Below are 19,321 nucleotides of genomic sequence, written 5' to 3'. Positions count from 1 at the left end.
TTCGCCAGGACGACACCGAGGGTGTTGCGGGCACCGTACCCCATTGGGACAAATAGGTTCATGCGCGGTCGGGGTCAGGGCTCATCAGCGGCACGATCAACATGTCCCGGCGCCGGGCGCAAGTGCCTTGGTGCATGTGCCCTGGTGCATATGTCCCACCTCAGCCGGGCCGGCGGGCCAAGAGATCGTGTGAGGCCTCGAACAGCGCGCTCACACGCAACAACTCGGCATCGCCGCGGAAGCGGCCGACGAGTTGAAGGCCGATCGGCAGCCCGTCCCGGCCGAACCCGCAAGGCAGGCTGATCGCGGGGTGGCCGGTCATGTTGAACAGCATGGTCCAGGGGAACCAGTGCGGCCGGACGCTGTCAAAGCTCCTGCCGTCGATCTCGATGCTACCGAACAGATCCTGGTCGATCGGCAATGCCGTCCGTGTCAGGGTCGGCATCGCCAGCAAGTGGCCGCGGGCAAGCAGCGATTGCACGCGGCGGAATAATGCCGTGCGCGCGAACATCGCCTCCTGGTAGTCGACACCGCTCACCTTCGTGGCGAGCGCAAGCTGCTTGAGGAACGCTTCGCTCAACTCGTCCTTGTGGTCGGCCGCTAGCTTGGCGAAACGCGTTCGCCAAACGGTATGGTTGATCGCGCGCCAGATCGGCTCGATGTCGAACCCCTCGCCGGAGAACTCCTCGAGGTCGGCGCCAAGATTTGCCAGCCGGTCGAGGCTTGCCTTGAAGGCAATCGCAACATCGGCCGAGACCGGCCGTCCCGGCGGCGACAGGCAGTACATGATCTTCTGTCCGCGCAGATCGCCGCGCGGCGCCGCAGTGTCGATGAAATCGGGCACGGGGATGCCGATCGACCATGGATCGCAGGGATCCTCACCCGCCATGGCCTGCATCATCAAAGCGGTGTCGGCGACGGTGCGCGTGGTCGGCGTAACATAGGTCTGGTTACCGAAGGCATCCTGCACCTGGCTGTGCGGGATCACGCCGTTGCTCTGCTTCAAGCCGACGACGCCGTTGCAAGCCGCGGGAATCCGGGTCGAGCCGCCGCCATCGGTTGCGATCGCCAGCGGCGCGATGCCGCTGGCAACCGCCACTGCGGCGCCCCCGCTGGAGCCGCCAGAGGAACGCTGCGCGTCCCACGCGTTGCGGGTGCGGCCGAACAGCGGCGAGTCGGTCAGGCATTTCGAGCCGAATTCCGGCGTCGTGGTCTTGCCGATCAGGATCGCGCCGTGGGCGCGCAGCCGTGCCACGGCCACAGCGTCCTCCGCCGGCACATTGTCCTTGTAGGGAACTGCGCCGAAGGTGGTTTTCACCCCCTTGGTGTTGACGATGTCCTTGATCGTAACGGGAATGCCGTGAAGCAGGCCGAGCTGCTCACCGGACATCACCTTGCGCTCCGCTTGATGCGCCTGGGCAACAGCCTCGTCGGCACACAGCGTAATGAAACAGTTCAGCTTCGGCTGCAATGTTTCGGCGCGAGCGAGCACGGCGCGCGTGACCTCGACAGGAGAAATCTCCTTGCGGCTGATGCGTCCGCGCAGTTCAACGGCCGATAGAAAAGAGAGATCTTCACTCATGTCGGGACAGGCTCGCGTGAGGTTGCCGCGAACTTGGCAGCCTCAAGGGGCCCTGTCCATTTCCGCCCGCGCATGGCCGCAGTCCCGGGGAACATCCTTGGATGGCGAGCGCCCGGATGCCTACCAGCGCCAGTCGATCTCGCTGAGGCGCGGCGGGTCGGCGCCGGGCCGGGTGCAGGTAAAGCCGGCACAATTGGCCGCAAAGGACAGCGCCCGGCGCAGCTCGTCGGCGCCGATGTCTTCCAGGGATTGACGTCGAAGCCGTCCCTGCTTGTGCAGGGCGAACAGCAGCGCCGCCTGAAAGCTGTCGCCGGCGCCGATCGTGTCGGCAACCGTCACCTTGGGCGCAGCGACCTCGATCTTTCCCGCCGTCTTGTGCCAGGCGACGGCGCCGTCGATGCCGCGGGTGATGACGACGAGTTTGGCGCCTTGCCCAAGCAACGCATCGGCCTTCCGCTGGTACGGCTCGTCACCATAGAGGTACGTGAAATCGACATCGGACATGCGGACGATATCGGCGTTCGCAGCGAAATCGGCCATGCGCGCGACATAGGACGGCTTGTCCTTGACGAGGTTGGGCCGGCAGTTCGGATCGAACGAGATCGTCGAGGACGCCTTGGCGTCGGCGATCAGGGCCTCGGTCTCGGCCGCACCGGTATCGTTGACGAGCGTCGTCGAGCCGACATGGACCGCTTCGATGGTCTCGAAGGGGATCGACCCGCGCCGATAGGTCCAGTTCCGCGTCGCAGTCTCGGCGTCGTAGAAGGCGTAATGCGACTCGCCGGCAACGATGCGCACGAAAGCGAGCGTGGTCTGGCGATCGCTGCGCGTGGCGTAGCGGAGCGCGACGTCGGACGCCTCGGCATGCGCCGCGATCATCTGCCCGAACATGTCCGTCGAGAGGCCGCCGACGAAACCGCTCGGCGCGCCCAGCCGCGCCATGCCGATCGCCACGTTGAGACAGGAGCCGCCGACCGCGGGCATCACTGCGTCGCGGCCGTCCGCCGCGCGCGTCGGCACAAAATCGATCAGCGCATCGCCACAACTGAGCAGCATCACCCGAACCCTTATCTTGCCCTTATCCCGGCAGCGTCAGCTCAAAGCCGGTCATCGCTTCGCGACTGCCGCGATCGACCTCGCGCAGCATCTTATAGGCCCTTCGCTTGCGGCTGTGAAACTCGGCCATGCCCGGCGCCGTCGGCTCGCTGAGGCGGCCGAGCGCCGACATTTTTGCCATGGTCTCGCCGATCGAGGCAAACGCGCCGCCGGCGACCGCTCCGAGCATCGCGGCACCGAGCAACACCGGCTCCCTGGTTTGCGGCAATGCGACGGTCAGCCCCGTGGTATCCGCCATGATCTGCCGCACCAGCGGGCTGCGGCTTGCCCCACCTCCCATGATCATGATGCTGGAGTGAACGCCGTGCGCGGCAAAGGCCTCGATCACCTCGGCAAGACCATAGGCAAGACCGCAGAGCCCGGCAACGAACAGGCGCTCCATCGCGCCGATGTCGGTATCGAGATCGAGGCCTGCGATCACCGCGCGCGTATCGGGATCGGCGTAAGGCGACCGGTTGCCGATGAACTCCGGGAGAACGTGAATGTCACGCGCCAGCAGCGCGGCACGGCTCACATCGCCCGCGCGCGCGATGATGCGCTTCTCCAGGAAGTCGATGATATCAAGCCCGTCCTTGCGCGCGGCCGTGCTCGCCTCGGCATATCCTGCATGCGACCTCAGAAGGTGGTCGATCGCGGCTCCCGCAGCCGATTGCCCGCCCTCGTTCAACCAGAAGTTCGGCACCATGCCGGAGTAATAGGGGCCCCACACGCCGGGGACGAAACACGGCTCGGTGGTCGTCGCCATGATGCAGGCGGATGTCCCCATGATATAGGCAAGGCGATCGCAGACGTCGGCGGTGCCGCCGGAGCTATCCCGTCCGCCGATCGCTCCGACGCCGCCGGCATGAGCATCGATGAGGGACGCGCCGACCGGCGTGCCGGGTGTCAGGCCAAGGTCGGATGCCGCTGCTCGGGTCAGGCCCTCGCCGAGCCGCGTGCCGGGTGCGACGATCTCTATACCGATCCGGGCATATTTCTCCGCAACCAGTTCCGAGAGCCCGATGCGCTGGAAGAACGGCGCGCTCCAACCGCCGCCATCATGCGCCAGATAGTTCCATTTGCAGGTCACCGTGCAGGTCGAGCGCTGGAGCGAGCCGGTCGCGCGCCAGGTCAGATAATCCGCCAGGTCGAAAAAATGGCCGGCGGCATCGAAGCTCTGGCGCAGATGCCGCTTCAGCCACAAGAGCTTCGGCATCTCCATCTCGGGCGAGATCGAGCCGCCGACATAGCGCAGCACATCGTCCTGCGTCTCATTGATCAGACGCGCCTCGGTCGTGGCGCGGTGATCCATCCAGACGATGACGTTGCGCTGGCTGTCGCCGGAGGCGCTCACCGTGACCGGTTCGCCGTCCTTGCCGAGCACGACCAGCGAGCAGGTGGCATCGAAGCCGATGCCGCGCACGGTATCAGGCGCAATCCCCGCCTCGGCCAAGGCCGCGCGGACGGATTTCGCGCAGGCGTCCCAGATGTCCGACGACGACTGCTCGACGATATCGCCGGCTTCGTGCCAGATCCTGATCGGATGCCGCGCGGTCGCCAGCAGATTGCCTGCCTCGTCGAAAACCCCTGCCCGCGTGCTGGTCGTCCCGACATCGACACCGATATACGCCTGCGGCATTGTCGCTCCCGTCAATTTTGACGAGGAGCCTACCAGCAAGTGTAACCGCCATCCACTAGCACGATGCTGCCCGTCATCAGGCTTGCCGCCTCGGAGCTCAGGAACAGCACGACCGAGGCGATCTCCTCCACCTGCCCCATCCGCGCCATCGGAGTTCCACCGATCCAGGCGTCGTACATTCTGGGATTGCTTTTCACGAAGGCGTTCAGCGGCGTTTCGATATAGGTCGGCGCCACCGCGTTGACGCGGATGCCACGCGCGCCCCATTCCGCGGCAAGCGACTTAGTCAGATGGTGTACCGCGGCCTTGGAGGCGTTGTAGAAGCACTGCTCCTGCGGCTTGTTGACGATGAATCCCGACATCGAGCCGACGTTGACGATGGTTCCCGCCTTCGCCTTGAGCATGTGCTTGCCGAATTCGCGGCAGCACCAGAAGGTCCCATTCAGATTGACGTCGATGACGTTGAGCCAGTGCTCGTCCGTCACGGTCTCCGCCGGGGTCTCGCTGCGGGCAATGCCGGCATTGTTGACGAGAATATCGACCTTGCCGTGACGGGCGACGAGTTCATTCGCCACATCGGCAACGCGCCTGGTGTCGGTCACATCCATGACCACGGTTTCGGTATCGTAACCCTTGGCCTTGAGGCCGGCTTGAGCGGCCTGGGCAACCTTGCCGTCGCGGTCGGCGATGATCACCTTGGCGCCGGCTTCTGCCAGCGCGTCGGCACAGGCGAGCCCGATGCCCTGCCCGCCGCCCGTAATGATCGCGGTCTTGCCACTTAGCTTGAATTTTTCCAGGTACATGTTGCTTTTCCCGTTTCTTGTTCGCCCAGCTGAGGTTCTTGTCCGAGCATGATCTTTCCGGAAAACCGCTGCACGTTCTGCGGTAACGCGGCCCTTCGGGTCCGGATCATGCTCTAGCCCCGGATTGCGTTGCCGCCCTCGTTGAAGCGGTGAATGCGTGCAGGTTCGGGCACCAGCGACACGCGGTCGCCTGCATGTAGGCTCAACTCGCCGATATAGCGTGCCGTGAGCATGCCGAGCTGGCCGGCGTCGACATAAAGAAACGTGTCGCTGCCGAGATGCTCGGCGACCGCAATCGTGCCCGGCCAGCCGCCTCCACCATCGCGCTCGATCTTCAAATGTTCGGGCCGCACGCCGATCGTGAACGCACCACGCTGGAGGGCGGGCTCGCCGGTGACGAAGTTCATCTTGGGCGAGCCGATGAAGCCCGCGACGAACAGGTTGGAGGGCCTCTCGTAGAGCTCGAGCGGTGAACCATATTGCTCGATTTTTCCGCCATTGAGCACGACGATCTTGTCGGCCATCGTCATGGCCTCGACCTGGTCATGGGTGACGTAGATCGCGGTGGTGCCGAGCTGCTTCTGAAGCCGCGTCACCTCGATCCGCATCTGCACGCGCAACGCGGCGTCGAGGTTCGACAGCGGCTCGTCGAACAGGAACGCCTTGGGCTCGCGGACGATCGCGCGCCCGATCGCGACGCGCTGGCGCTGGCCGCCGGACAGCTCGCGCGGCTTTCGCTCGAGATAGGGCGTGAGGTTGAGGGTCGCGGCCGCCGCTTCGACCTTGCGGTTGATCTCCTCCTTTGCGAGGCCCGCCATCTTGAGCCCAAAGCCGATATTGCCCCGCACGCTCATATGAGGGTACAGCGCGTAGGACTGGAACACCATCGACAGGCCGCGCTTGGCGGGTGGAACGGCGACGACGTTCTTGCCGTCGATGAGAATCCGTCCATCCGTCACGTCTTCGAGTCCGGCGATCAGCCGCAGCAGCGTGGTCTTGCCGCAACCGGATGGCCCGACGAACACCACAAAGGAACCGTCCGCAATGTCGAGGTCGGCGCCCTTGATAATGTGCACCGGCCCGAAGGCCTTCTGCACGCCTTGAAGTGTGATTTGACCCATGATGCGACAGCCCTTTCGCTACTTGACCGCGCCAAAGGTGAGCCCGCGCACGAGCTGCTTCTGGCTGAACCAACCGAGGACGAGAATGGGCGCGATTGCCAGCGTGGAGGCCGCCGACAATTTTGCCCAAAACAATCCTTCGGGACTCGAATAGGAAGCGATGAACACCGTCAGCGGCGCTGCCTCGGACGTCGACAGGTTGAGCGTCCAGAACGCCTCGTTCCAGGCGAGGATGAGGTTGAGCAGCAGGGTCGACGCCAGGCCGGGGATTGCCATCGGCGTCAACACATAGACGAGCTCGCGGCCGACGGTGGCGCCGTCCATGCGCGCCGCTTCCAGGATGTCGCGCGGAATCTCCTTGAAATACGTAAAGAGCATCCAGATCACGATCGGCAAATTGCCGAGGCACAGGATGAAGATGAGACCGATGCGCGAATCCAGCAGGCCAACATTCTTGTAGATCAGGTAGATCGGCACCAGCACGCCAACCGGCGGCATCATCTTGGTCGAGAGCATCCAGAGCAGGATGTCCTTGGTGCGTTTTGTGGGCGAGAACGCCATCGACCACGCGGCCGGAATGGCGATCAACAGCGCGATCAGCGTCGAGCCGCCGGCGATAATGATCGAGTTCAGTGCATGGTGGAGGTAGTCGCTGCGCTCCTGCACCGTCGCGTAATTTTCGAGAGTCCAGTGGAAGAACAGGAATGAAGGCGGAATCGCAAAGGCCTCCAATTCGGTCTTGAAGCTTGCGAGCGCCATCCAGAGGATCGGGAAGAAGATCAGGAAACCGCACAGCCAGGCGGCTGCCGTCGATACCGCCACCCGCTGCGCCGTTGCGATCCGTGCCATGTCTTAGGCCTCCAGGTTGCGGCCGACGATGCGGACGAGGAAGAAGGCGACGATATTGGCAATCACCACCGCGACGAGGCCGCCCGCCGAGGCGCTGCCGACGTCGAACTGGATCAGCGCCTGCGAATAGATCAGGAAGGCGATATTGGTGGTCTGCAATCCCGGTCCACCGCCAGTTGTGACGAAAATCTCCGCAAACACCGTGAGCAGGAAGATCGTCTCGATCAGGACCACCACGGTAATCGGGCGCGCCAGGTGCGGCAGTGTGATGTAGATGAAGGTCGACGGCCCGCTGGCGCCATCCATCTCGGCGGCCTCTTTCTGCTCTTCGTCGAGCGATTGCAGCGCGGTCAGGAGGATGAGGGTCGCGAACGGCAGCCACTGCCAGGCCACGATCAGGATGATGGCGAGCATCGGCGCGTCGTTGAACCAGTCGATCGGCGTCAGCCCGAACAGCTTCGCAAGCCAGGCAAACAATCCGGATACCGGATGCATCAAGAGGTTCTTCCAGACCAGCGCGCTCACCGTCGGCATCACGAAGAACGGCGCGATCACCATCAGCCGCACGATATTGCGGCCGACCACGGGTTGGTCGAGCAGGAGCGCCAGGGGGATGCCGAGCAAAATGGTTAGCGCCAGCACCGAGCCGACCAGGACCAACGTGTTCTGAAGCGAGGCGAGAAAGGCCGGATCGGTCAGAAAGTAACGGAAGTTTTCCAGGCCCACGAACGCTTCGGAGCCGGGATCGAGCAGGCTGTAATGCAGCGTCGAGAAATAGAGCGTCAGCGCGAGCGGAACGATCATCCAGATGAACAGCAGCCCGACGGCCGGGGCCAGGAGCGAGCGCGCAAGATACTGCGTCTGCTTGGTTGCCATGCTCTCTTCTCCTCTTCGGGGAAGAAGGCGGCCATCCATCCCTAGAGCTGGATGGCCGCAGGTTAGGCTCTCAGGAGGGTGAGCCTTGGTCTTACTTGATATAGCCAGCGCGCTTCATCTCGCGCTCGGTGGTGGATTGCGCCGCCGAAAGCGCGGCATCGACCGTGGTCGATCCGGACAATGCAGCGGAGAACTGCTGTCCGACCTGCGTACCGAGCCCCTGGAACTCGGGGATCGCGGCATATTGCACGCCGACATAAGGCACCGGCTTCACGGTCGGCTTGTTCGGGTCCGCCGCGTCGATCGAGGCCAACGTCAGCTTCGCGAACGGCGCGACCTTCAGGTAGTCAGGATTCTGGTAGAGCGAGGTCCGCGTGCCCGGCGGAACGTTGGCCCAGCCCTCCTTCGAGGCCACGAGCTTGGTGTAGTCCTTGCTCGTCGCCCAGGCGATGAACTTCTCGGCCGCGTCCGACTTCTTCGAACCGGCGGGGATTGCGAGACTCCAGGCCCACAGCCAGTTCGCGTTCTTGCCGAGCCCGGTGTTCGGCGCCAAGGCAAAGCCGACCTTGTCGGCGACCTTCGATTCCTTCGGATTGGAGACCATGGACGCCGCAACCGTCGCGTCGATCCACATCGCGCACTTGCCGGCGTTGAACAGCGCCAGGTTCTCGTTGAAGCCGTTCGAGCTCGCGCCGGGAGGGCCGGCTTCCTTCATGAGATTGACGTAGGTCGTCAGCGTCTTCTTCCATTCCGGCGAGTTGAACTGCGGCTCCCACTTCTCGTCGAACCAGCGCGCGCCGTAGGAGTTCGACATGGCGGTCAGGAACGCCATGTTCTCGCCCCAGCCGGCCTTGCCGCGCAGGCAGATGCCGTAGACGCCGGCATTCTTGTCCGTGAGCTTCTTGGCCGCATCGATCACGAAATCCCAGGTCGGGCTTTCCGGCATTTTCAGGCCGGCCTTCTCGAACAGATCGGTGCGGTACATCATCATCGAGCTCTCGCCGTAGAACGGCGCGGCGTAGAGCTTGCCGTCGACGGAGACCGCATCCTTGATTTTCGGCAAGAGGTCGGCGACGTCGTAGTCGGCGCCGAGATTGGCGAGCGGCACCAGCCAGCCCTTCTTGGCCCAGATCGGCACCTCGTAGGTGCCGATGGTGAGGACGTCGAACTGCCCGCCCTTGGTCGCGATGTCGGTGGTGACGCGCTGGCGCAGCACGTTCTCCTCGAGCGTCACCCATTTCACGTTGATATCGGGGTTCTTCGCGGTGAATTCGCTGGTCAGTCCCTGCATGCGGATCATGTCACTGTTGTTCACGGTGGCGATCGTCAGGGTCGTTTCGGCCATCGAGGGGACGGAAAACAGCAGTGCAGACACGCCGCAGACGGCGCCTAGGACTTTTTTCACGGTGACCTCCCTATACTCGCGTTTTGAGCATCTGCCCACGCGTTGGGCGTATGTTCAACTCAAGGCCACCCCTTTGTCAAGCACGCGCGCGCGCCCTCCCCTCAATTCAGGGTGGTGCAGTGCAAGAGAGATGCAACAGGGATACTGGTGGAGATACGCGGCGACGCCGCGGCTTCAGCGCTCGAGGATCGCGCGGGCTGTCGCTTCGTCCGTAATCAAGCCGTTGATCAGACGGCCATTCAGTGCGGCCGCGATCGCCGGCACTTTTGCCGCGCCGACCGCCGCTCCGATCGTCGTGGTCTTGACCGGCACCTCGGGCGGGATGCTGGTGAGGCGCTTGTTGGTGCCGCCCTTCAGCAGGCGGCCCTTGGCATCATAGGCCCAGCCGGTGATTTCGCCGATGGCGCCGAGCCGCATCATCTCGAACAACTCGTCGCGCGTGACGAAGCCGTCGACATGCACCTGCGCCTTCTGGTCCATCTGGCCGATGCCGACGAGCCGCAAGTCCGCTTTGGTCGCGATCGCCTTCACCTTGGCGATCGGCTCGATCCGCCCCATCTTGTTGCGCTCGTCCTCCGACGACATCAGGAACGGCAGCGGCATCGGATAATGCCGCGCGCCGGTGCGGTCCGCCAGGCGCCCGACGGTATCATAGAAGCTCGCCGAACCGTCCGCGGAGATGTTGCCGACCAGCGAGACGATCTGGTGATTCGGCCGCTCGATCGGGGTCACGCGCTCCACCGCCGCGCGCACCGCGCGCCCGGTGCCGAGCGCCACGATGACCGGTGTCTCGGAGCGCAGCGTCGAGTCCAGGAGGTTGGCGCAGCGCTCGGCAATTCCCGCGGTCGCCTGCGGCGCCGCGGGGTCTGCCGGCACGACCTCGCAATGGGCAAGCTCAAAGCGCTGCTTCAGCTGCGCCGCCAGTTCCATGCAGGCGGCAATAGGATGCTCGAGACGAAAGGTGATCAGGCGTTCGGCCAGGCACAGCGAAACCAGCCGCTGCGCCGAGGCGCGCGAGACCTGAAGCACTTTGGCGATCTCGTCCTGCGTGTGACCGGCAATGAAATAGAGCCAGCCGGCGCGTGCGGCATCGTCGAGCCTGGATTTTTCGTTCTCCATCGCCATGGCCGGCGTCACGCGTCCTTCCAGAAATCGGTCATCTGCGCGAAGACCCGATCGGCTCCGGCGGCAGCCAATATAGCGCGGCCGTCGCGAGCGCGATAATGGCTTCCGCCGACAAATCCCCAGACAGTCATGCCCGCGGTCTTGGCCGCCTGCACGCCGCTGACGCTGTCCTCGATAACCAGCGCGCGCGCAGGATCAGTGCGCATCTTCTCCGCGGCATAGAGGAAGAGGTCGGGCGCCGGCTTGCCGTGCCTCACCATCTGCGCGGTGTAGAGCCGGTCGCCGAAATGCGGCTTGAGGCCGGTGACATCGAGGGAAAGCGAGACGCGATCGATGTCGCTCGACGAGGCCACGCAAAACGGCCTGTTCAACTCCGACACCACCGCGCCGATGCCGGGGATCGGTTGCAATGCGCCTGCAAAGGTGCTCAGCACCCTCGCCTTGAAGCGAGGCACGAAACTATCCGGCACGGCCTGGCCAAGATCTCGGTAATGCTGCTCGATCGCCTTCGTGCTGCGCCCCAGGAAAAGCTCGAGCGCCTCCTCCTCGCTGAGCGCGATGTCGAATTCGGACAGCACCTCGGACAGGCAGCGGCAACTCAAGAGCTCGCTGTCCACGAGCACACCGTCGCAGTCAAAGATGACCAGGTCTGGCTTGGCGGCGTCCATCGCGACATACGATCATATACTCACGAACTGGGCAATAGCTCACTATGCGGGGTTGCGTCCGGGGGCAGGAAACGGAGGTGGGGGGTGCATGCGCGGAGCGTCAGCGACGAGGCAGTCACGGGAGGCAGATAGGCAAGCCTCGCCCACGTATCCCGCTTCGTCACGGTTTTGCGTTTAGCGGCGCCTCTGAACTTGCGGCAGCTAGCGCGGCCCTTCGATCATGAATCAGATTTTCGAGACGATGGGCCGCAACATTCAATGTGGCGGCATCCAGGGCTTGTTCATCGTCATCCGCCCTGGAGCGTTGTGCGTGCAAGACGCTGTCGATCTCGTTTTCGATCTCTAGCAATTCCGAGGCGCTTCCGGCGTGCCTTATCCGTTGCCCCAACGCATAAAGCGTATCGAGCGCCGGCTCCCTCGGCTTCAGCTCGCCGGATCGGAGAAACCGCCAGGCCGCCGCGAGCACCGTGACGAGCGCGCCAAGCGCCATCGGTGCCAGAAAGATGGCGTTGCTCCACTTGTCCAGGAACGAGAGCTGACTGCCGTTGTAGAATTCCGCCGCGCCCGCATGAACGGGAAGAAATGCGCCGGCATCGGTGTCAGGCGCCTTGAACTGCGCAAGGATCGGCAATTCGGCCAGAAGGTCTCTGCGAGCGGTCGTGAGGGCGTGCGTGAAACCCGCAATCATATCGTTGTCGAGGGTCTTCTTGCCGACCAGATAGAAGGCCGTCTGGAGCGTGGTGACATCATCTTCAGGAACGGGAGGCGATCCGCGCAACGTGCCCTTGGGGATGTCGAAGCTCTCGTAGGCACGTTCCTTCTCGGCAATTGCCCCCGCGCTCTCGATCGGAATCAGAACCGGGGCGGTTTTCGCGTTCTGAGGGAATAGCCCTCGCACCAGCGACAGGTATTTGTCGCTCAGCGGCATCACGAACAGGACGGCGCGTATCTCCTTGGTTTCGAGAGCCCGGCGGACCTGGTCGAGCGCAACGCTCTTGAATGCAACGTTGGCACGGTCAAGATCATATGTCCGCCTCAACACGTCGACGAGCTTCTGATTGGTGTCGCCGCCGACTACCCCCACGGTCGTGCGCTTCAGGCCCGTCATGTCCGTGATCGCCGAGCCCGGTGGTGCAACGAGCACCGCGACAGCCTGGGCCAGGACGACGATGGCCTGCGCCTGCGACAGGTCGCCCACATCGCCGCGGACGACGGCAAGGTCCGTCTTGCCGGAGGAGAACGCGGCCGCGGATTCGATCGGTCCGGTGGTCTCCACCACCTTGAGCCGCACCGGCGCGTTATTGACGACAAGCCTGCTCGCCAGCGCCGCCACGATTTTTGAAGCGTCGCCGTCGAGCGAGCCGACCGCGATCGATAGCGTCACCGGCCTAACGTACCAGCGATATGCGAACAGGCCGGCGCCGGCAGCGAGCGCCAATAGCGCAACGACGACGACTATACGGAGCCAAACCGGCAGTTTCGCGCCATCCGATCTCAACGCGTCACCCATGACGTCGCCATGGCTCCCTCACTCCGGAACGGTCGATTAAAGCGACTCGAAGAAGACGTAGTTTTGCCAGCTCCGCATACGCAGGAGAATCCTCCGTAGCAAAGACAGCCCGTGCATATGATGGGTGTAGATGGCGGCTTCACCGGACGACCCGAGCGGGACCTGGTAGCCCGACATGTCGTCGACGACGTCCAGGACAGCCAGCGCCCGGTCGCCGGGCAATGTGGCACCGATCTCCCGTATCGTGCCTGTAGTCTGAAGTTGCCCGCCTGCGATTGCGTCTATCACCAAGCGTACTCTGGCCTTGAATACGCGGCCCGGAATCCCCTTGAACAGAACTTCGGCCTCATCGCCGGCGCGAACTCGCTGCAGCGCGTTCTGCTGGAACGCGGCTGCCAGCGCCCGGTCTCTTTGGCTGTCGTTGACGAAAGTCATGGCCGGACGGAACGGCGCCGGCACCACATACACGCCCGGCCGCAGCGCAAGCTCGGTGACAAATCCGCCTGTCGGAGCTCGAACGGTGGTCTGGTCCAGATCGAATTGAGCGTCCGCAAGTTCGTTGCGAAAACGCACGATGGCCGCGTGCTCGCCATCGACCGTCGCACCATACGCCTGCCGGGCGCGATCTTCTGCAGCAGCAGCTTCGGCCACCGTTTGTTTTGCTGCATCAAGATTGCGCGTTGCGGTGTCGAGTGTTGCCTGTGCGACGACATTCTTTTGGAAGAGCGTAGACTGACGATCGTAGTTTTCCTGGGCCAGATCCATCTGCGCCTTGGCCTTTCCGGCCGCCGCCGTGGCCTGATCGACGGATGCCTTGAGCTGCGCGATATTGGCCTCGGCATCAGCCAGTGCTGCCCGTTTCTCCGCGACAGCGTATTCGTACGGCTTGGGATCAATCTTGAAGAGGACCTCGCCGGCTTCGAGATGTTGATTGGTGTGATCTTCGACGGGCACTTCGGTCACGCGCCCTCGGACCGCCGGCAAAATCGGTGTGACAGTGAAGTAGATTCGAGCATTGGTAGAGAACGGATGGTTATAGGCCATCGCGATGAATATGAACGAAAGCCCGAGGATGCCGCCGAGCGCTGCGGTCGCAAGCGTCCATTGATTGACCGGAATTCTGAAGATCTTGAACACCGCATAGCAGAACGCCACGTAGGTCCCGGTGAGCAACCATTCCATCTGTTGCCTCCTGTCCCGCGCGGATGGCGCCTAACGCTGCGCGCGCTGGCTCCCTACCGGCGTTGCGCTTGCGGCAGCACTGCTTTCGACCAATCTCTCGGCGAGTTCCGCCAGATCCGATCTGACCGCCGTCTCGCCTTCGAAACGAGCGGAGCGTTCTTTGGCCCCGAGCTTGGCCTCGATCTCGCCGAGCCGGTGCTTCAAAGCCTCCAGCTCAGCCACGGCCTCAGCGGGAGATGACGGTTCGCCCGGCTTGTTGCTGAAACCCCAGCCCCGATCGGGCCGGTACGACATTGCCCAGATCCAGAGAAATGGCCACAGCACGTGCAGCATGAACAAGCTGACCCAGCCGGCCGCGTGAATCGCATCCTCATGCGGATGATGGCGCTTTCTGGCGATCTGCGCGGGAATATCGTGGATCGCGATAATACCGTAGAATAGCACGATCACGACGAAGAACAGGATGCCCAGCGCGAGATAATTCAGGAAGGGATCTTCCATGTGCCGCTCGGAGAAAGTTGAGTAGGTTCTGCTGACCACCGATCCGCGCAAAAATGTCGCGCCTACTTGCTGCCGCCGATTGACATGGATCAACATCGCAGGAGGTCGGCGTTCGGAACGTCAAGACGCATTTGCCGTGTCCAAAGGCGTTCGCCACCCAAAGGTCTTAGCGCGGGCTGCATCAAAGATGGATGCCTCTCACGCTTTTTGTGCGATTGACCGTCGCTCTTTCCAATGTTCTGGACCATCAACCGGCGCGCGAACGCGCCGACGAGTTTGGTCGAGTCGAGGGCGGCCCTAGAGAGCCGCCCCTCATCGCCGTCCGGTCGCCCTACTGACAGACGTGCATCAGGCCATCATCGCCTTTGTACATGCTGCCTGGATCGCAGACGATTCCATAGCGCGCCTTGTAGTCAGTCCACCCGTTGTAGCCATACCAGGGGCCATTGGCGGGGTAGGCCCGTTGCAGGTAGAACGGGCTGGTTTCGACGGGACCGCCATAATATGCGTTTGCGGCCAAAGCCCCGCTGCCGACGTAAGGTCGGTTGCCATAGTAGCCCCATCCAGGCGAGGTGGCGGCGACGGCGGCCGCTGTGCCGACTGCCGCAGCGCCCGCGAGACCGGCGCCGACAGCGCCCGCACCATACCCATAGGCGGCTCGGCGATTTTGCCGACGCGCAACACCGGCAACGCTGACCGGTGTGAGCGGACGGCCGACGCGCGCCTGCGCGCTTTCGGTCGACAAGGACACACCGCCTTGTTCAGACCAGCCGAAGGACAGCAGAGTCGCGCACGCGAAGGTCGAGGTCGCTATTGCAATCTTTCTCCAACTCATCTGGTTCATGGATTGGCTCCGCGGTTTCCTGCCCGTTGGAAACGATGCGCCATCTCGATCCGCGCGCGCCTTGCGCTGGATCAACGTTTCGACGCGAGGTGCGGCCCATAGGGCCAGCAGCACTGACGCACCGGCCGCTCGCGGGTTTGCCTAGCCTTAATGCGCCACCTGCCAATGCGCGAGCACCAGAAGCGTTTGCTTCTCGACGTCGAGCACGCGGTGACCATCGACCCACGCGTCGTCGAGAGCGAGACGTCGACAAGCAGCGTGACGGCGAGATCTGGCCCTGCAGCCACATCGCCACACGAACCCGATCGAGCGCGTCGCTGCCGGCGCGAAGGTCGCAACGCAGTAGGAGGCCGGGCCTCCTGACTTGATCTCCAATCAACGCGAGCACATGTCTCTCAAAGTCGAACGTGTCTTCATGGGAGAAGCGCTGTGCAGACCGCGGTCACCATCCTCAACATCGTTTCGTTCCTGGCCAGTCTGGTGATGGTCTGGTTTGGGTGGGTCATGGCCGGATTTGCCGCCGAGTTCGACCCGCAACATCGGGACTATTACGGCATCGCGTACAGCGTCACCGTCATGGCAGCGTTCTTGATCATTCCAGCACTCTGCGTCGTGGTGTCGAGAAAGCTGGTTCTGCAGAACCGGCGCTCCTCAATCCTGGTCGCGCTTGCCCCCATGATACTGATCGCGCCGGCATTCCTGATGTACACCGCCGGCGGATTGCGCATGTTGGAGCACACCATCAACGGCTTTCTCGGCTCCCCCTGAAGCTGATCCCACCCAACGCTATCGCACGAAAGGCGCGTTGAGCTGCGGCGCCGCGTTGCTCAAAACAGGACAAGCGCGCCTATCAGCAGGCCCGCGGCAAAGGACAAAAGCCCGAGGGTGCAGGCCGACACGAGGCGGACGAGTTTGCGAAGCCGCTCCTCGTACTCCTCATCTGTTAGCTCATGGAAGTGAGCCGTCATCGGCGCTGCCATGCCCATGCTCTACTCGGCGCGGGCGGATTTACACGCCAAATAATGGTGAAGACGAGGCATTCGGGGCCGCCCCGATGCCGATAGCGTGATCAAACCCGAGGAAAATTGCCGAAGGCGCCGCAGGGTGGGCACGGCCCAGAGGCACTTTTGCCCACCCAACGATGATTGCCGCCCTACCGCCGCTGGTTATAGACGTCGATGCAGACCGCACCGAGGAGCACCAGGCCCTTGATGACCTGCTGGTAGTCGATGCCGATGCCGAGGATGGACATGCCGTTGTTCATCACGCCCATGATCATGGCGCCGACCACGGCACCACCGACGCGCCCCACGCCGCCATAGGCCGAGGCGCCGCCGATGAAGCAGGCGGCGATGACATCGAGCTCGAAGCCGAGGCCCGCCTTCGGCGTCGCCGTGTTGAGACGCGCGGCGAATACGAGGCCGGCGAGCGCGGCCAGCACGCCCATGTTGACGAAGGTGAAGAAGGTCAGCCGCTCGGTTTTGATGCCCGACAGGCTAGCCGCCTTGGCGTTGCCGCCGACGGCATAGATCTGCCGCCCGATCACGGTGCGCCGGGTGACGAAGCCATAAAGCGCGATCAAGGCGCTCATGATCACCAGCACGTTCGGCAGGCCGCGATAGGTCGCGATCAGATAGGTGAAGTACAGCACAGCGCAGGCCAGCACGACGTTCTTTCCGAGGAAGAACGCGTAAGGCTCGACCTCGATACCGTGCGACTGCTCGCGCGAACGGTTCTTGGCGCCGGCATAAACCAGCCCGAGGGCCAGCAGGGCGCCGATCAGCATCGAGGTCGGGTGCAGCGTGCCGGCCTCAGGCAGGAACTCCGGAATGAAGCCCGAGGACAATTTCTGGAAGGTCGACGGGAACGGTCCGAGCGACTGGCCCTGCAACACCGCGAGCGCCAGGCCCTTGAACACGAGCATGCCGGCCAACGTCACGATAAAGGACGGGATCTTGAAATAGGCCACCCAATAGCCCTGCGCCGCGCCGATCGCCGCGCCCAGCAGCAGACAGGCGATGAAGGCGACCGTGTAGTCGACCTTGTAGCTCACCATCAGCAGCGCGGCCACCGCGCCGACGAACCCCGCGACCGAGCCGACCGACAGATCGATATGCCCGGTGACGATCACGAGCAGCATGCCCAGCGCCATGATGACGATGTAGCTGTTCTGCAGCACGAGATTGGTGAGGTTGAGCGGCTGCAGCAGCGTGCCGCCGGTCATGGCCTGGAAGAACAGCATGATCGCGACCAGCGATATCAGCATGCCGTAGTTGCGTAAGTTGTTCTTGATGAAGCCTGTGTGCCGGCGCTCTTCAGGCAGCGAAACCGTCTTGTCGGTCATTGCTGCATTCCTCCCATCTCCGCGGCCTCAGGCACGCCGTTTCCGTTGCTTCTATCATTGCGCATGATTGCGCGCATAATCTTTTCCTGCGTCGCCTCGCGGGCAGGAAACTCGCCGACGAACGCGCCGTCGTTCATGACGCAGATGCGGTCGCAGATGCCGAGCAGCTCGGGCATCTCCGACGAGATCACCACGACGCCCCGGCCGGCCTCCGCCAGCTCGTTGATGATACAGTAAATCTCATATTTCGCACCGACGTCGATACCCCTCGTCGGCTCGTCCAGGATCAAAACCTTGGGGTCGGTCATCAGCCATTTCGACAGCACGACCTTCTGCTGGTTGCCGCCCGAGAGCTGGCCGGTCTCCTGGTAGACGTCGGAGCAGCGGATGCGCATCCGGTTGCGGTAGTCGCTTGCCACCTTCAGCTCGGCGATGTCGTCGATCACCTTGCCCGGGGCGACCTGGTCGAGGCTGGCCAAAGTAATATTCTTGCGGACGTCGTCGGCCAGGATGAGCCCGAGCTGCTTGCGATCCTCGGTGACATAGGCAAGGCCGGCATCGATCGCCGCCGCCACGCTCGGCAGGACGATCTCGTTACCCTCGAGGCGGATGTGGCCGGTGATATTGGTGCCCCAGGAGCGGCCGAACAGGCTCATGGCGAACTCGGTGCGCCCCGCCCCCATCAGTCCGGCGATTCCGACGACCTCGCCGCGCCGCACGCCAAAGTTGACGTTCTTGATGACCTGCCGCTCGGGATGGATTGGATGATAGACCGACCAGTTCTCGACCTTGAGGACTGGCTCCCCGATCTTGGAGCTGCGCTCGGGAAAGCGATGGGCAAGATCGCGGTTGACCATGCTGCGGATGATGCGGTCCTCCTGGACCTGCTCGCTCCGGCAGTCGATACCGTCCACGGTGCGGCCGTCGCGCAAGACCGTGATGTGATCGGCAACCTTGGCGACCTCGTTCAGCTTGTGGGAGATCAGGATCGAACCGATGCCCTGCTCGCGGAATTTCATCAGGCGATCGAGCAGCGCGGCGCTGTCGGCCTCGTTCAGGCTGGCGGTCGGCTCGTCGAGGATCAGCATGCGCACCTTCTTCGAGAGCGCCTTGGCGATCTCGACCAGCTGCTGCTTGCCGACGCCGATGTCGGTGATCAGCGTGTCCGGCGACTCCTTCAGGCCGACCTGGGCCAGGAGCTCCTGTGTGCGGCGGTAGACCTCGTCGCGGTTGATGACGCCGAACTGCGAGGGCGGATGCGAGAGAAAGATATTCTCCGCAATCGACATCAGGGGGATCAGTGCCAGCTCCTGATGGATGATGATGATGCCGAGCGCCTCGGAATCGTTGATGTCGCGGAAGCGGCGCTCCTCACCGTCGAAAACGATGGTTCCCTCATAGCTGCCGTGGGGATAGACCCCGCTCAACACCTTCATCAGGGTGGATTTTCCGGCGCCGTTCTCGCCGACCAGGGCATGGATCTGCCCGGGCTCGACCGAGAAATTGACGTCGCGCAGCGCCTGCACGCCCGCAAAGCTCTTGCTGACGCCGCGCATTTCCAACATTGCCGTCATGGCTTGGTGTCCCGTCGTTTAACCTACCCCCCGCTTGCGGGGAGAGCATAGTTCGCCTTCGGCGGCCGTTCTTGAGAACGCCGAAGCGATCGGGTCAGGGGGAGCTTCCGCAGGAGCAACTCTCACCGCCCCCGTGGAGACTTCCCCTCACCTCGATCTCTTATAACGGCGGCCCAGGGGCCGCCTATGCTCCCTCTCCCCGT

The 19,321-nt window shown here is 63.3% G+C and carries 18 protein-coding genes; 1 reads left to right on the top strand and 17 read right to left on the bottom strand.

The window, feature by feature from the left end:
- Positions 1-160: 160 nt before the first annotated feature.
- From ACV1FX_RS05865 to ACV1FX_RS05800, 14 genes are all read right to left on the bottom strand, one after another.
- Complete coding sequence (locus ACV1FX_RS05865; protein WP_473116606.1) at positions 161-1,582, bottom strand: amidase; 1,422 nt, start codon at positions 1,580-1,582, stop codon at positions 161-163.
- Between the two features lie 120 nt (positions 1,583-1,702).
- Positions 1,703-2,638, bottom strand: coding sequence for a carbohydrate kinase family protein (locus ACV1FX_RS05860; protein WP_473116605.1), 936 nt, complete (start codon positions 2,636-2,638; stop codon positions 1,703-1,705).
- A 22-nt stretch (positions 2,639-2,660) separates the two neighbouring features.
- Entirely contained in the window at positions 2,661-4,316 is a 1,656-nt protein-coding gene (locus ACV1FX_RS05855; RefSeq protein ID WP_473116604.1) for an FGGY-family carbohydrate kinase, read from the bottom strand.
- Positions 4,317-4,345: 29 nt separating this feature from the next.
- Positions 4,346-5,119 carry an SDR family NAD(P)-dependent oxidoreductase gene (locus tag ACV1FX_RS05850; RefSeq protein WP_473116603.1) on the bottom strand — a complete coding sequence of 258 codons (774 nt, stop codon included), beginning with the start codon at positions 5,117-5,119 and terminating at the stop codon, positions 4,346-4,348.
- A 113-nt stretch (positions 5,120-5,232) separates the two neighbouring features.
- A complete protein-coding gene (locus ACV1FX_RS05845) occupies positions 5,233-6,240 on the bottom strand; it encodes an ABC transporter ATP-binding protein (protein WP_473116602.1) in 1,008 nt (335 codons plus the stop codon).
- A gap of 18 nt (positions 6,241-6,258) precedes the next feature.
- The gene (locus ACV1FX_RS05840; protein WP_473116601.1) at positions 6,259-7,089 is read right to left on the bottom strand and encodes a carbohydrate ABC transporter permease; all 831 of its coding nucleotides are present in this window, start codon (positions 7,087-7,089) and stop codon (positions 6,259-6,261) included.
- A 3-nt stretch (positions 7,090-7,092) separates the two neighbouring features.
- The gene (locus ACV1FX_RS05835; protein WP_473116600.1) at positions 7,093-7,965 is read right to left on the bottom strand and encodes a carbohydrate ABC transporter permease; all 873 of its coding nucleotides are present in this window, start codon (positions 7,963-7,965) and stop codon (positions 7,093-7,095) included.
- A gap of 91 nt (positions 7,966-8,056) precedes the next feature.
- A complete protein-coding gene (locus ACV1FX_RS05830; protein ID WP_473116834.1) occupies positions 8,057-9,310 on the bottom strand; it encodes an ABC transporter substrate-binding protein in 1,254 nt (417 codons plus the stop codon).
- 234 nt (positions 9,311-9,544) lie between these two features.
- Entirely contained in the window at positions 9,545-10,495 is a 951-nt protein-coding gene (locus ACV1FX_RS05825) for a sugar-binding transcriptional regulator (RefSeq protein ID WP_473116833.1), read from the bottom strand.
- A gap of 8 nt (positions 10,496-10,503) precedes the next feature.
- Positions 10,504-11,163 carry an HAD family hydrolase gene (locus ACV1FX_RS05820; RefSeq protein ID WP_473116599.1) on the bottom strand — a complete coding sequence of 220 codons (660 nt, stop codon included), beginning with the start codon at positions 11,161-11,163 and terminating at the stop codon, positions 10,504-10,506.
- Positions 11,164-11,323: 160 nt separating this feature from the next.
- On the bottom strand, positions 11,324-12,673 hold the full coding sequence (locus ACV1FX_RS05815; RefSeq protein ID WP_473116598.1) for a TAXI family TRAP transporter solute-binding subunit: 1,350 nt from the start codon (positions 12,671-12,673) through the stop codon (positions 11,324-11,326).
- A gap of 36 nt (positions 12,674-12,709) precedes the next feature.
- Positions 12,710-13,855 carry an HlyD family secretion protein gene (locus ACV1FX_RS05810; protein ID WP_473116597.1) on the bottom strand — a complete coding sequence of 382 codons (1,146 nt, stop codon included), beginning with the start codon at positions 13,853-13,855 and terminating at the stop codon, positions 12,710-12,712.
- Positions 13,856-13,885: 30 nt separating this feature from the next.
- Positions 13,886-14,356, bottom strand: coding sequence for a DUF3302 domain-containing protein (locus tag ACV1FX_RS05805; RefSeq protein ID WP_473116596.1), 471 nt, complete (start codon positions 14,354-14,356; stop codon positions 13,886-13,888).
- A 331-nt stretch (positions 14,357-14,687) separates the two neighbouring features.
- Positions 14,688-15,200: a hypothetical protein gene (locus ACV1FX_RS05800; protein WP_473116595.1), complete on the bottom strand. Its 513-nt coding sequence runs from the start codon at positions 15,198-15,200 to the stop codon at positions 14,688-14,690.
- Positions 15,201-15,629: 429 nt separating this feature from the next.
- Between ACV1FX_RS05800 and ACV1FX_RS05795 the strand changes: the two genes are divergently transcribed.
- On the top strand, positions 15,630-15,968 hold the full coding sequence (locus tag ACV1FX_RS05795; RefSeq protein WP_473116594.1) for a hypothetical protein: 339 nt from the start codon (positions 15,630-15,632) through the stop codon (positions 15,966-15,968).
- 59 nt (positions 15,969-16,027) lie between these two features.
- On the opposite strand, the gene ACV1FX_RS05790 is transcribed toward ACV1FX_RS05795, so the two are convergent.
- From ACV1FX_RS05790 to mmsA, 3 genes are all read right to left on the bottom strand, one after another.
- On the bottom strand, positions 16,028-16,180 hold the full coding sequence (locus ACV1FX_RS05790; protein WP_473116593.1) for a hypothetical protein: 153 nt from the start codon (positions 16,178-16,180) through the stop codon (positions 16,028-16,030).
- 173 nt (positions 16,181-16,353) lie between these two features.
- Positions 16,354-17,544, bottom strand: coding sequence for a multiple monosaccharide ABC transporter permease (gene mmsB / locus ACV1FX_RS05785; protein WP_473116592.1), 1,191 nt, complete (start codon positions 17,542-17,544; stop codon positions 16,354-16,356).
- Positions 17,541-19,118, bottom strand: coding sequence for a multiple monosaccharide ABC transporter ATP-binding protein (gene mmsA / locus ACV1FX_RS05780; RefSeq protein WP_473116591.1), 1,578 nt, complete (start codon positions 19,116-19,118; stop codon positions 17,541-17,543). The genes mmsB and mmsA overlap by 4 nt, the downstream gene beginning before the upstream one ends.
- Positions 19,119-19,321 lie beyond the last annotated feature (203 nt).

The sequence above is a fragment of the Bradyrhizobium ingae genome, assembly GCF_055791185.1.
This window is presented reverse-complemented; position numbering and strand designations above follow the sequence as displayed.